Raw genomic sequence first — 12,665 nt, 5'->3', positions numbered from 1 at the left:
GGTGGCTGGCGGCGCGCGGCTGCGGCGCGGCGTGGCGGCACAGGCGGCGGTGCCCCTGGCGGGCGGCTGGCGGCTGCGCCTGGCCGATGGCACGGCGGAGACCGGCGCGGCGCTGGTGCTTGCCACCGGCAAGCACGAGTTGCGCGGCCTGGCCCGCCCGGCTGCGGGCGGCGCGCTCGGTGTGAAGCTGGCGCTGGAGGGGGTGGCGCTGGGCGATGCGATGGCGTTGCTGGCCTGCCGCGGCGGCTATGCCGGCCTGCAGCCGCGCGCCGGCGGCGGCGCCAATCTCTGCCTGGCCCTGCAGCCGGGGACGCCCGGCCTGGCCAGCCTGGCGCGGGACCCGGTGGCGCTGCTGGCGCATGTCGCGGCGGGCTCCGCGCTGGGGCGGGAGCTGCTGGCCGGCGCCCGCCCGGCCTGGGCGCGGCCGCTGGCGGTGGCGGGCGTGCCCTATGGCTTCATCCACCGCGGCGCCGGCGCGGCCGGGCTGTTCCGGGTCGGCGACCAGGCGGCGGTGGTGCCCTCGTTGTGCGGGGACGGCATCGCCATGGCGCTCGCCTCCGGCCTCGCGGCCGCATCCGCCATCGCCGCCGGGCAGGGGGCGGGCGCGCATCATGCGGGCTGGGCGCGGCGGATCGGTCCGGGGATGCGCCTGGCCGGGCTGGCCGGCGCCCTGATGCAGCGCGCGCCCGGCGTGCTGGTGGCGGGGGTGGGCAGCTGGCCCGGCCTGGCCGGCTGGGCGGCCCAGCGCACAAGGATGGGACTCGAAGGGGGTTGACCAGGCGCCGCCCGCCGGTCATACGCCGCGCATCCCAGCCTGTCCCGTTCGTCTAGAGGCCTAGGACACGGCCCTTTCAAGGCTGTAACACGGGTTCGAATCCCGTACGGGGCACCACCGCCTTGCCGCTGCGGCGGCAACAGCACCTTGCCTCAGGCTGCCACCCCGCAATCCAGCCGATACGCCAGGCACGCCACCCGGTTCCGCCCCTCATGCTTGGCGCGGTACATCAGCTGGTCCGCCAGCATGAGCGCCTCGTCCTCATCCGCCGGCGGCCGTTCGAAGGCGATCGCGCCGACCGAGGCGGTCACCGGCCAGGCGCGCGCATCCATCGCCGCCTTCACCGCCGCCCGCAGCGCCTCCGCCCGCCCCGCCAGGCCGGCCGTGCCCAGCAGCACCGCGGCGAATTCGTCGCCGCCCAGACGGGCCGCGTGTTCCTCCGCCCCCAGCAGCACGCGCAGCGCGCCGGCGGCCGCCTGGATCACCTCGTCACCCGCCGCATGGCCCTGCACGTCGTTCACCCGCTTCATGCCGTCCAGATCGGCATAGAACAGCGAGAAGCCGGCGCCCGTTGCCCGGTGCCGCGCGATGGCGGCGCGCAGGGCGGCCAGGAAGGCGGGGCGGTTGCCCAGGCCGGTCAGCGGGTCGGTCAGCGCCATGCGCCGCACCTCCCGCATCGCGCGCCGCAGTTCGAGCGCGGTGGCAACGGTGCGCGCAAGGCTTTTCAGCGTCTCCACCTGTTCCGGCAGCAGCCGCCTCGGCCGATGGTCCAGCACGCACAGCGTGCCGAGCGCATGGCCGGCCGGATTGACCAGCGGCACGCCGGCATAAAAGCGCAGCCCCGTCTCGCCCAGCACCAGCGGGTTGTCGGCGAAGCGCGCATCCGCCGTCGCGTCCGGCACCACCAGCGCTTCGTCGGGATCCAGGATGGCATGGCCGCAGAAGGCCAGGTCCCGCGGGGTCTGCCGCACCTCCAGCCCATGATGCGCCTTGAACCATTGCCGGTCGCGGTCCAGCAGCGAGACCAGGGCGATCGGCGTGCCGGTCAGCCGCGCGGCCAGCCGTGCCAGGTCGTCGAAGGCGCCTTCGCAGGCGGTATCGAGGATCTCGTATGAATCGAGGGCGGCGAGGCGCTCGGCCTCGTTCGCGGGCAGCGCGGCGGCGGGCATGCGGTTCGTCCTGACACGCGGCGGGCGTTGTCCGGCCTCCCGCCGCTGCCTTGATGCGGCGGCCGCCGGGGCCGCGCCAGCACAAAGGCGGCATCCCGACCACTCCTGACGCCGCCGGACATGGCCGCACACAGGCTGACCCTTCCTGACCTTGGCCGGGCGGATCCGTGGCTTTACCGAATCTTTCGCCCCACGGGCGCATGCAGGCACCCCATTCGCCGGAGCCCGCGCCGCCCGTGGACCATGAAGCGCCGAACCCCCTGCACGATCTGCTGCGCCGCTGGCTCGAACTCTCCGAGATCGAGCGCCGCGCCTTTCTCGCGATGGTTGAGGAGGTGACAGCCTCCGCCGGGCTGATCGAGCGCAGCACGATCGGCCTGAGCGCCCATTTCCGGGACCTCGCGGAGGCGGCCGAATCCCAGGCCGGCCGCGTGGCGCGCATTGCCGGCATCGCGGCCACCATCGAGGTGGCGGGCGCGCCGCTGCCGATGCTGGAGGCGACCCGCTTCGTCGAAACCGCTCTCGTGCAGTCGATCGACGCGATGGGCGAGGTCGCCGGCCAGGCCGGCCGCATGGCGCAGGCCCTGGCGGCGGTGGAGGCAGAGGTGGCGGGCGCGGAACAATGCGTGGCGCGGATCGAGGCGATCAACCGCCAGGCCCGCTTCGTGGCGCTGAACGCGGCCATCGAGGCCAGCCGCGCCGCCGGCGCCGGCGGCACCTTCCGGGTCATCGCCATGGAGCTGAAGGCGCTCTCGCAGGAAACCGACACCACCTCCCGCCTGGTGCGGGACCGCATCGTTGCCGTGGCGCGCGGCGTGCGCGGCGCGCAGGCGGAGCTGCAGGCGATCGCGGCGCGCGATGGGCAGGCGGAAGCGGCGACGAGGGCGCGGCTGGAAGCGGTGCTGGCGGGCATGGCCGGGCAGCACCGGGCGCTGGCCGCGGTGCTGGAGGAAGCGCATGTGGCGGCGGCGGCGATGGAAGGCACGGTGGCGCAGCTGGTCACCGGCACGCAGTTCCAGGACCGCACCAGCCAGCACCTGAACCACGTGATCGACGCGCTGGGCGCGCTGGGCGAGGCGACGGAAGCCCTGCAGCGGGAGACGCGGGCGGCGGCACCGGCGCTGGATGTGGCGGTGGCCCCGGACGCTGCGCTGCTGGCGCGCATGCTGGACCGGCAATCGCTGAGCAGCGTGCGCCAGCGCTTCCTCGCCCGCCTGCTGGATGACGGCGCCGCGATGGCGGAGACGCCGGAGGCGGCCGGCGAGGTGGAGCTGTTCTGAGGCGGCGCGGCCCCGCCTTAACCACGCGCAAACCGTTCCTGCTGCAGGATGGCCGGCAGGCGATCCCCCTCCGCTACGGAACCCAGCTTCATGAACCCCAGCCCGCAGGGCCCGGCGACCGATGTCGTCGTGCCGCCGATGCGCCTGGCCGCTTCGCTCGACCTCACCGCGGCAGAGCCGCTGTGCCAGGCGCTGCGGGTGCGGCTGGACGACGCCACGCTGGCCATCGATGGCAGCGCCGTGGAGCGCATCTCCACGCCCTGCCTGCAGGTGCTGGCCGCGGCCCATGCCGGCGCCGTGGCGCGCGGCACCGCCTTCCGCCTGCACGCGCCGTCCGAGGCGCTGCGCCAGGCGATCGACGAGCTGGGCCTGTCGGCCGCAATTCCGGTGGAGGGCTGAGCCGATGGCCAAGCGGGTGATGACGGTGGATGACAGCCGCACGATGCGGGAGATGGTGGCCTTCACCCTGCGCAAGGCCGGCTTCGAGGTGAGCGAGGCGGAGGATGGCCGCAAGGCGCTGGCCGCCCTGCAGGCGGCGCCGGTGGATGTGGTCATCACCGACCTCAACATGCCGAACATGGACGGCGTCGCGCTGATCCGCGCGCTGCGCGCCGATGCGCGGATGCGCGCCGTACCGATCCTGATGCTGACAACGGAATCGGAAGCGGCGAAGAAGGCGGAAGGTCGCAGCGCCGGCGCCACGGGCTGGCTGGTGAAGCCCTTCGATCCGGAGAAGCTGATCGACGTGGTCAAGCGCGTGGCCGGCTGAGATGAGCTTCGATCACCTGCGCGCGACCTATTTCGAGGAAAGCGCGGAGCTGCTGGACAGCGCCTATGCCGCGCTGGCCGAGCTGGCGGAAGGCCGGGCGGATGCGGAGACGGTGCATGCGCTGTTCCGCGCCATCCACTCCATCAAGGGCGGCGGCGGCGCCTTCGGCTTCGAGCGCCTGGTGCGCCTGGCGCATGCGATGGAGACGCTGCTCGACCTGCTGCGCGACGGCGCGCTGGCGATGGATGCCGGCCGCCACGCGCTGCTGCTGCGCGGCGCCGATGCGCTGGCCGACCTGCTGGCGGCGGAGAAGGCCGGCACCGGCGCGCCCCCGGGCGGCGAGGATGCGTTGATGCAGGCGCTGCACGCGGCCGCGGAGACGGCCGCAACCGCCCCGCCCGCCGCCGCGGCGGGCTGGCGCCTGCGCTTCACGCCCCGGCCGGCGCTGTTCCGCAATGCCAACGAGCCCCTGCTGCTTGTGCGCGCGCTGCGCCGGCTGGGACCGGTGCAGGTGACCGCGGACCTGTCCCGCCTGCCGCCGCTTGAGCGGCTGGAGCCGGAGGACGCCCATCTCGGCTGGGTGTTCGAGCTGCAGGCGGACGTGCCGCGCGCGCAGGTGGAGGAGGTGTTCGAGTTCGTCGCCGACGACTGCATGCTGGCCATCGAGCCCCTGGCCGGCGAAACGCCGGGCGCGCCCGCGGCGGAGCCCGTCCTTGGCAGCGAGGCTGCCTCGGCCACCATCGCTCCGCCCGCCATCGCCGATGCCGCTGGCCCCACCACCGGCGCGCCGCAATCCGTGCGGGTCGATGTCGCCAAGATCGACCGGCTGGTGAATCTGGTCGGGGAGCTGGTGATCAACCAGGCCATGCTGCTGCAACTGGGCGGCACGCTGCCGCCGGCGCTCTGCCCCGGGCTGATCGCGGGGCTGGAGACGCTGTCGCAGCACCTGCGGGAATTGCAGGAGGGCGTCATGGCCATCCGTACCCAGCCGGTGAAATCCGTCTTCGCCCGCATGCCGCGCCTGGTGCGCGACCTGTCGGCGCAACTCGGCAAGGAGGTGCGGCTTGTCGTCACCGGGGAGGCGACGGAGATCGACAAGACGGTGGTGGAGCAGCTCGCGGATCCGCTGACGCATCTGTTGCGCAACGCGCTGGACCACGGGATCGAGGCGCCGGAACAGCGGGTGGCGGCGGGCAAGCCGCGCCAGGGCACCGTGCACCTGTCCGCCGAACAGCGCGGCGGGCGCATCCTGATCGAGCTGACCGACGATGGCCGCGGCATTGATCGCGCCCGCGTGCTGGCCCGGGCCCGCGAGCGCGGCCTGGTCGCCGCCGAGGCGGAGCTGACGGATTCCGAGGTGGACGAGCTGATCTTCCAGCCGGGCTTCTCCACCGCCGCCGCCATCTCCGACATCTCCGGCCGTGGCGTCGGCATGGATGTGGTCCGCCGCAGCATCCAGGCGCTGGGCGGGCGCATCACGGTGGATTCGCGCCTGGGCAGCGGCAGCCGCTTCGTGCTGTCGCTGCCGCTGACGCTGGCGGTGCTGGACGGCCTCGTGGTCGCCGTGGGGCGGGAGGCCTACATCGTGCCGATCGCGGCCATCGCCGAAAGCCTGCGGCCGCGGCGTGAGGATATCCACGCCGTGGTCGGCCGCGGCGAGGTGCTGGCGATCCGCGGCGCCTATGTGCCGCTGCTGCCGCTGCACCGTCACTTCGCCGTGCCCGACGCGCAGCCCGACCCGGCGCGCGGCATCGTGGTGATCGTGGAGACCGACCATGCCGGGCGGATGGGCCTGCTGGTGGATGATCTGGTCGGCCAGCAGCAGGTCGTGGTGAAGAGCCTGGAGGCCAATTACGGCCCCATCGACGGCATCGGCGGCGCCACCATCCTCGGCGATGGGCGCGTGGCGCTGATCCTTGACATCGCCGGGCTCGGCCCCGCGGCGACGACGCGCCCCATGCCCACCGCCCCGCATCGCGCGGCGCCGCTGCAACCCGCCCTGCAATAGGCCGCGAGGGAAACCCATGGACCTGCCGATGACCACCCATACCCCGTCCCACGGCCCGGTGGCCGGCTTCGGCGCGGCACCCGGCGCCGCGGGAAATGCGGGCCAGTTCATCACCTGCACGCTGGACGACGCGGAATTCGGCATCGACATCATGGCGGTGCGGGAGATCAAGGGCTGGACGGACACCACCGCCATCCCGCACGCCCCGCCCTGGATGCGCGGCGTGATCAACCTGCGCGGCGTGATCGTGCCGATCCTCGATCTGCGCGCGCGCTTCGGCATGGCGCAGACGCAGGCCACGCGGATGCATGTGGTGGTCATCATCCAGGCCGGCACGCGGCTGGCCGGGCTGCTGGTGGATGCGGTGTCCGACATCATCGCCGTCGCGCCGGAGGAGGTGCGGCCGGTGCCGGAAATCGGCGCGGCGGCGCCGGAGCGCCTGCTGTGCGGACTGGTGCCGCGGGAGCGTGGCATGGTCGCGCTGGTCTCCCTCGACCACCTGCTGAGTTTCCCGGATGCGGCGCTGCCGCAGACGGCCGATGCCGTGCTGGCCCTCCATTCCTGATCGCGCGGGGTTTCAGATGTTCATCAGCAGGACGAGCCGGGCGCAGCAGCCCGCAAGCATCTTCGACCGGCGCGGCATGCGCGAACGGCGCGCGGCGACGCGCGACATGCAGGCGCGGCTGACGGCGCTGGAGGAAGCCGTGCCGATGCTGGAACTGGGCGCGGACGGCGTGGTGGTGGACGCCAACCCGCGCTTCGCGGCCCTGCTGGGCCAGGCGCCGGAGGCCCTGCGCGGGCGCCCGCACGCGGCGCTGCTGGCCGAGGTGACGCGCAGCGGTGCCGCGCTGCGGGCGTTCCAGACGCAGCTGGCACGCGGCGAGCCCGCCACGGCGCTGCTGCTGCACCTGGCGGCGGACGGCACCGAGATGCCGCTGCGCCTGACCGCCGTGGCGCTGGCGGCGGAGGACGGCGCCGCGCCGCATGCGCTGCTGCTGGCGGAGCCGGCGCCGGAAGCCGCGTCGGCGCATCGCGCGCGCCAGGCGCTGGACGGGGTTTCCGTCGCGCTGATGATGGTGGACCGCGACTTCGTCGTCACCCAGGTGAACCGCACGACGGAGCTGCTGCTGGCGCGGCATGTGGAGGAATTCCGCAAGCTGTGGCCGCATTTCGATCCGGCCCGCATCGTCGGCACCTGCATCGACACCTTCCATCGCGACCCGTCGCACCAGCGCCGCATGCTGGCGGATGCGTCCAAGCTGCCGTTCAGCACGGATATCAGCGTCGGCCGGCTGAAATTCGCGCTGAACGTCACCGCCAGCCATGATGCGCAGGGCCGCTATGACGGCAACATCCTGGAATGGATGGATGTGACGGAGCTGCGCACGCAGCAGGGCCAGCTTGCCGCCATCGACCGGTCCCAGGGCGTCATCGAATTCGACCTGGAGGGCCGCGTGCTGCATGCCAACGCGAATTTCCTCGGCGTGGTGGGCTATACGCTGGAGGAGGTGCGCGGCCAGCACCATGCGATCTTCGTCGATCCGGCCTACCGGCAGAGCCCGGAATACCGCGCCTTCTGGGAGAAGCTGGGCCGCGGTGAATACGATGCCGGCCAGTACAGGCGCATCGGCCGCAGCGGGCAGGCGGTATGGATCCAGGCCAGCTACAACCCGGTGCTGGACCAGAATGGCCGTGCCTTCAAGGTGGTGAAGTATGCCACCGACATCACCGCGCAGGTGCGCGCTGCCCAGGCGCTGCGCGATGCGGTGGGCCAGACGCAGGCGATCGTCACCGCCGCCCAGGCCAACGACCTCAGCCGCCGCATCCCGATGGAGGGCAAGGAAGGCGAGATCGGCGCGTTGTGCGCCGGCGTGAACGGCATGCTGGACACCATGGCGGGCGTGGTGGCGACGATCACCGAAAGCTGCGGCACCATCAGCACCGCGGCGCGCGAGATCGCCATGGGCAACACCGACCTCTCGCAGCGGACGGAGGAGCAGGCTTCGAGCCTGGAGGAGACCTCGGCGAGCCTGGAGGAACTCACCGGCACGGTGCGGCAGAACGCGGACAACGCGCAGCAGGCGAACAAGCTGGCCGCCTCGGCCTCCGAGATCGCGGTGCGCGGCGGCGCCGTGGTGACGGAGGTGGTGCGGACGATGGACGGCATCAGCCAGTCCAGCCGCAAGATCAGCGACATCATCGGCGTCATCGACGAGATCGCCTTCCAGACCAACATCCTGGCGCTGAACGCGGCGGTGGAGGCGGCGCGCGCGGGCGAACAGGGGCGCGGCTTCGCGGTGGTGGCGGCGGAGGTGCGCAACCTGGCGCAGCGCAGCGCCAATGCGGCGAAGGAGATCAAGGCGCTGATCTCCGACAGCGTCGGCAAGGTGGACAGCGGGTCGAAGCTGGTGGCTTCCGCGGGGCAGACGATGGACGAGATCGTGGTGTCGGTGAAGCGGGTGACGGACATCATGGCGGAGATCTCGGCGGCGTCGCAGGAACAGAGCGGCGGGATCGAGCAGGTGAACGTCGCCGTCTCGCAGATGGACAAGATCACGCAGCAGAACGCGGCGCTGGTGGAGGAAGCCGCGGCGGCGGCGAAATCCATGGAGGAACAGACGGAGGCGCTGTCCCGGATGGTGGCGGGCTTCACCCTGCCGCCGGGGATGGCCGCGCCACCCCTGCGTGCGGCGCCAACGCGTCGTGCCGAAGCCGCGCCCGCGCCGCGCCGGCTGCCCCCAGGCGATCAGGCCCCGCCAGAAGGCGCCTGGAAGGAATTCTGAGGCCCGCGCGGGGCCCTTCTTCAGCGCCGCGCCCGCGCGGCGATACCCCCCTTGTGCCGCGTTCCCGCGGCGACCGTGCCCTGTGGAGACCGATATGTTCATCAGCCGCACCACCCAGGCCATGCCGCCGCCTGGCTTCATGGACCGCCGCCAGACGCGTGACCGCCGCGCGGCGCTGCGCGACCTGGGGGCCCGGCTATCGGCCCTGGAACAGGGTCTGGCGATGGTGGAGCTGACGCCGGATGGCCTGGTGGCGGATGCCACACCAGGCTTCGCGGCGCTGCTCGGCACAACAGTGGAGGGGCTGCGCGGCCGCCCGCACGCGGCGCTGCTGGCGCCGGCGGAGCGTGGCGCGGAGGCCTATCGCGACTTCCTCGCCGGGCTGGCCCGCCTCCAGCCCAGCCGGGCGACGCTGCGCCACCATCTGCCGGACGGGCAGGAACGCCTGCTGGAACTGCAGGGCCTTCCGGTGCAGGACGATGCCGGGCAGGTGGCGCGCTTCCTGGCCCTGGCCACGGATGTGACCGCACGCCGCCAGAGGGAAGCCAATGCGCAGGGCCAGCTTGCCGCCATCGACAAGGCGCAGGCGGTGATCGCCTTCGGGCTGGATGGCCGGGTGCTGGAGGCGAACGCGAACTTCCTGGCGACCTTCGGCTACGGCCAGGAAGAGGTGCGCGGGCAGCATCACGCCATGTTCGTGGATGCGGCGGAACGCCAGGGCCCGGCCTATCGTGCCTTCTGGGAGAAGCTTGGTCGCGGTGAATACGATGCCGGGCAGTACAAGCGCATCGGCAAGGCCGGGCGCGAGGTGTGGATCCAGGCCAGCTACAACCCCATCCTCGACGCGGCCGGCAAGCCCTTCAAGGTGGTGAAATACGCCACCGACATCACCGCGCAGAAGCTGGAGACGGCGAATTTCGAAGGCCAACTCGCGGCCATCGACAAGGCGCAGGCGGTGATCGAATTCGGGCTGGACGGCCAGGTGCTGCACGCCAATGCGAACTTCCTGAAGGTTCTGGGCTATGCGGCGGCGGAGGTGCGCGGCCAGCACCATGCGATGTTCGTGGACCAGGCGGAGCGCCTGAGCCCGACCTACCGCGCCTTCTGGGAAAAGCTGGGCCGCGGCGAATACGATTCCGGCCAGTACCGGCGCATCCGCAAGGATGGCGCGGAGGTCTGGATCCAGGCCAGCTACAACCCGATCCTCGACCTGAACGGCAAGCCCTTCAAGGTGGTGAAGTACGCGACAGACGTGACGGCGCAGGTGCGGGCGGCGCAGGCGCTGGCCGCGGCGGTGGCGGAGACGGAGGAGATCGTCGCCGCCGCGCAGCGCCAGGACTTCTCCCGCCGCATCCCGACGGCCGGGCTGGACGGCGCGATCGGGCGGCTCTGCGCCGGCGTGAACGCGATGCTGGACACGATGGAGGCGCAGCTGCGCGTCGCGCAGGCGCTGCGCGACGCGGTGGGCCAGACGCAGGCGATCGTCACCGCCGCCCAGGCCAACGACCTCAGCCGCCGCATCCCGATGGAGGGCAAGGAAGGCGAGATCGGCGCGTTGTGCGCCGGCGTGAACGGCATGCTGGACACCATGGCGGGCGTGGTGGCGACGATCACCGAAAGCTGCGGCACCATCAGCACCGCGGCGCGCGAGATCGCCATGGGCAACACCGACCTCTCGCAGCGGACGGAGGAGCAGGCTTCGAGCCTGGAGGAGACCTCGGCGAGCCTGGAGGAACTCACCGGCACGGTGCGGCAGAACGCGGACAACGCGCAGCAGGCGAACAAGCTGGCCGCCTCGGCCTCCGAGATCGCGGTGCGCGGCGGCGCCGTGGTGACGGAGGTGGTGCGGACGATGGACGGCATCAGCCAGTCCAGCCGCAAGATCAGCGACATCATCGGCGTCATCGACGAGATCGCCTTCCAGACCAACATCCTGGCGCTGAACGCGGCGGTGGAGGCGGCGCGCGCGGGCGAACAGGGGCGCGGCTTCGCGGTGGTGGCGGCGGAGGTGCGCAACCTGGCGCAGCGCAGCGCCAATGCGGCGAAGGAGATCAAGGCGCTGATCTCCGACAGCGTCGGCAAGGTGGACAGCGGGTCGAAGCTGGTGGCTTCCGCGGGGCAGACGATGGACGAGATCGTGGTGTCGGTGAAGCGGGTGACGGACATCATGGCGGAGATCTCGGCGGCGTCGCAGGAACAGAGCGGCGGGATCGAGCAGGTGAACGTCGCCGTCTCGCAGATGGACAAGATCACGCAGCAGAACGCGGCGCTGGTGGAGGAAGCCGCGGCGGCGGCGAAATCCATGGAGGAACAGACGGAGGCGCTGTCCCGGATGGTGGCGGGCTTCACCCTGCCGCCGGGGATGGCCACCCGCCCCTCGCCGCCGCGCCAGGCCGAAGCCGCCGCGCCGCGCACGGCCAGGCCGGCCAGTGCCCGCAGGCCCGCCGAGGCGCAGGCCTGGGAGGAGTTTTGAGCGCCACCCTGCAGGCGCCCGATCCCGGGGAGATCCAGCTCTCGGCGGCGGAATTCGCCGACCTTGCCGCGCGGGTGCGCCGCGTCTCCGGCATCGCGCTGGGCGAGGGCAAGCGCGACCTGGTGCATGGGCGGCTGCGGCGCCGGCTGCGCGCGCTGCGGCTGCCCAGCTTCGCCGCCTACATCGCCGTGCTCGACGGGCCGGAGGGGGCGGAGGAGGAGGTGCGGATGATCAACGCGATCACCACCAACCTCACCGGCTTCTTCCGCGAACCGCATCACTTCGCGCATCTGGCGCAACAACTGCTGCCGGCCCTGCCACGGCAGGGGCGGCGGCTGCGGATCTGGTCCGCTGGCTGTTCCTCGGGCGAGGAGCCCTACAGCATCGCGATGACGCTGTGCCAGGCGATGCCGGATTTGGCGCAGTGGGATGCCCGCATCCTGGCAACCGACATCGACACGGACATGGTGGCGCTGGGGACCGCCGGGCGCTACGCCGCGGAACGCGCCGCCAGCATCCCGCCCGCGCTGCGCCAGGCGCATGTCCGGGCGCTGGACGCGGAGACGGTGGAGATGGCGCCTTCGCTGAAGGCGCTGGTGCGCTTCCTGCCGCTGAACCTGCTGGGCGCCTGGCCGATGCGCGGCCGCTTCGATGCCGTGTTCTGCCGCAACGTGGTGATCTATTTCGACAAGCCGACGCAGGCGCGGCTGTTCGACCGCTTTGCCGACATCCTGGTGCCCGGCGGGCACCTGTATGTCGGCCATTCGGAAACGCTGCATCGGGTCTCCGACCGGTTCCAGCATCTGGGCCGCACCGTGCATCGCCTCGTCCGGTGATGCAGGACCCGGCGCGCGGCCTGCAGCAGGTGAAGGTGGGGCCGGGGGAGCACCATGTCTCGGGGCTGCCGGACCTGGTGATCGGCACCGTGCTGGGTTCCTGCGTCGCCGCCTGCATCCGCGACCCGGTGGCGGGGGTGGGGGGCATGAACCACTTCATGCTGCCGGAGAGCCGCGACGGCGCCTGGGGCAAGGCGGCGTCCAGCCTGCGCTACGGCAATTTCGCGATGGAGCGGCTGATCAACGACATCTTGCTGCGCGGCGGCCAGCGCGGCCGGCTGGAGGTGAAGCTGTTCGGCGGCGCCCGCCTGGCGCAGGACAACCTCGGCATCGGCGAGCGCAATGCGAGCTATGTCGAGGCCTATCTGCAGGCGGAAGGCATGCAGCCGCTGGTCCGGCAGTTGCGCGGGGGCCTGGCGCGGCGCGTGCTGTACCGCCCGGTCAGTGGCCGCGCCTTCATGATGCTGCTGCCGCACCACGCGGCGCAGGTGATGGCGGAGGAGGCGCGGTTCGGCCGCGTGCTGCCGCGGCGGCTGCGCCCTGGCGCCGTCGATCTGTTCGGTTGAGGAGGC

General features: G+C 72.3%; 11 protein-coding genes and 1 tRNA gene. 11 read left to right on the top strand and 1 reads right to left on the bottom strand.

Annotated elements, in window-relative coordinates:
• Both HEQ75_RS10410 and HEQ75_RS10405 read left to right on the top strand, forming a co-directional pair.
• Positions 1–775: hypothetical protein (locus HEQ75_RS10410; RefSeq protein WP_209318475.1), on the top strand; the 775-nt coding region annotated here is incomplete at its 5' end.
• Positions 776–816: 41 nt separating this feature from the next.
• Positions 817–892 (top strand) — tRNA-Glu (locus tag HEQ75_RS10405).
• Positions 893–927: 35 nt separating this feature from the next.
• On the opposite strand, the gene HEQ75_RS10400 is transcribed toward HEQ75_RS10405, so the two are convergent.
• Positions 928–1,944, bottom strand: a complete 1,017-nt coding sequence (locus HEQ75_RS10400; RefSeq protein WP_168030043.1) for a GGDEF domain-containing protein — start codon at positions 1,942–1,944, stop codon at positions 928–930.
• A gap of 236 nt (positions 1,945–2,180) precedes the next feature.
• Here HEQ75_RS10400 and HEQ75_RS28760 point away from each other — a divergent pair, with 236 nt between their 5' ends.
• The 9 genes from HEQ75_RS28760 (at position 2,181) to HEQ75_RS10355 (ending at position 12,659) form a co-directional block, all read left to right on the top strand.
• Positions 2,181–3,224: a methyl-accepting chemotaxis protein gene (locus HEQ75_RS28760; protein WP_168030041.1), complete on the top strand. Its 1,044-nt coding sequence runs from the start codon at positions 2,181–2,183 to the stop codon at positions 3,222–3,224.
• 90 nt (positions 3,225–3,314) lie between these two features.
• A complete protein-coding gene (locus tag HEQ75_RS10390) occupies positions 3,315–3,623 on the top strand; it encodes an STAS domain-containing protein (protein WP_209318474.1) in 309 nt (102 codons plus the stop codon).
• A gap of 4 nt (positions 3,624–3,627) precedes the next feature.
• Positions 3,628–3,993, top strand: a complete 366-nt coding sequence (locus HEQ75_RS10385; RefSeq protein ID WP_168030039.1) for a response regulator — start codon at positions 3,628–3,630, stop codon at positions 3,991–3,993.
• 1 nt (position 3,994) lies between these two features.
• On the top strand, positions 3,995–6,001 hold the full coding sequence (locus tag HEQ75_RS10380; RefSeq protein WP_168030037.1) for a chemotaxis protein CheA: 2,007 nt from the start codon (positions 3,995–3,997) through the stop codon (positions 5,999–6,001).
• Between the two features lie 16 nt (positions 6,002–6,017).
• Positions 6,018–6,566 carry a chemotaxis protein CheW gene (locus HEQ75_RS10375; protein WP_235961478.1) on the top strand — a complete coding sequence of 183 codons (549 nt, stop codon included), beginning with the start codon at positions 6,018–6,020 and terminating at the stop codon, positions 6,564–6,566.
• A 16-nt stretch (positions 6,567–6,582) separates the two neighbouring features.
• Positions 6,583–8,784 (top strand): methyl-accepting chemotaxis protein, encoded by a 2,202-nt coding sequence (locus HEQ75_RS29050; protein WP_209318473.1) that lies wholly within the window; start codon positions 6,583–6,585, stop codon positions 8,782–8,784.
• A gap of 94 nt (positions 8,785–8,878) precedes the next feature.
• Positions 8,879–11,257, top strand: coding sequence for a methyl-accepting chemotaxis protein (locus tag HEQ75_RS29045; RefSeq protein ID WP_209318472.1), 2,379 nt, complete (start codon positions 8,879–8,881; stop codon positions 11,255–11,257).
• Complete coding sequence (locus HEQ75_RS10360) at positions 11,254–12,093, top strand: CheR family methyltransferase (RefSeq protein ID WP_168030025.1); 840 nt, start codon at positions 11,254–11,256, stop codon at positions 12,091–12,093. The genes HEQ75_RS29045 and HEQ75_RS10360 overlap by 4 nt, the downstream gene beginning before the upstream one ends.
• Positions 12,093–12,659, top strand: a complete 567-nt coding sequence (locus HEQ75_RS10355) for a chemoreceptor glutamine deamidase CheD (RefSeq protein ID WP_168030023.1) — start codon at positions 12,093–12,095, stop codon at positions 12,657–12,659. The genes HEQ75_RS10360 and HEQ75_RS10355 overlap by 1 nt, the downstream gene beginning before the upstream one ends.
• Positions 12,660–12,665 lie beyond the last annotated feature (6 nt).

The organism is Falsiroseomonas selenitidurans (genome assembly GCF_012103215.1).
Classification (GTDB): Bacteria; Pseudomonadota; Alphaproteobacteria; order Acetobacterales; family Acetobacteraceae; genus Falsiroseomonas; species Falsiroseomonas selenitidurans.
The sequence above is the reverse complement of the archived record's forward strand: the minus strand, read 5'-3'. Positions and strand labels throughout refer to the sequence as shown.

Excerpts from the sequence above, each read along its gene's own strand:
- HEQ75_RS10375 (WP_235961478.1), top strand. The coding sequence starts at position 6,018 with ATGGACCTGCCGATGACCACCCATACCCCGTCCCACGGCCCGGTGGCC.
- HEQ75_RS10355 (WP_168030023.1), top strand. The coding sequence starts at position 12,093 with ATGCAGGACCCGGCGCGCGGCCTGCAGCAGGTGAAGGTGGGGCCGGGG.
- HEQ75_RS10400 (WP_168030043.1), bottom strand. The coding sequence starts at position 1,944 with ATGCCCGCCGCCGCGCTGCCCGCGAACGAGGCCGAGCGCCTCGCCGCC.
- HEQ75_RS10390 (WP_209318474.1), top strand. The coding sequence starts at position 3,315 with ATGAACCCCAGCCCGCAGGGCCCGGCGACCGATGTCGTCGTGCCGCCG.
- HEQ75_RS10380 (WP_168030037.1), top strand. The coding sequence starts at position 3,995 with ATGAGCTTCGATCACCTGCGCGCGACCTATTTCGAGGAAAGCGCGGAG.
- HEQ75_RS10385 (WP_168030039.1), top strand. The coding sequence starts at position 3,628 with ATGGCCAAGCGGGTGATGACGGTGGATGACAGCCGCACGATGCGGGAG.
- HEQ75_RS29050 (WP_209318473.1), top strand. The coding sequence starts at position 6,583 with ATGTTCATCAGCAGGACGAGCCGGGCGCAGCAGCCCGCAAGCATCTTC.
- HEQ75_RS29045 (WP_209318472.1), top strand. The coding sequence starts at position 8,879 with ATGTTCATCAGCCGCACCACCCAGGCCATGCCGCCGCCTGGCTTCATG.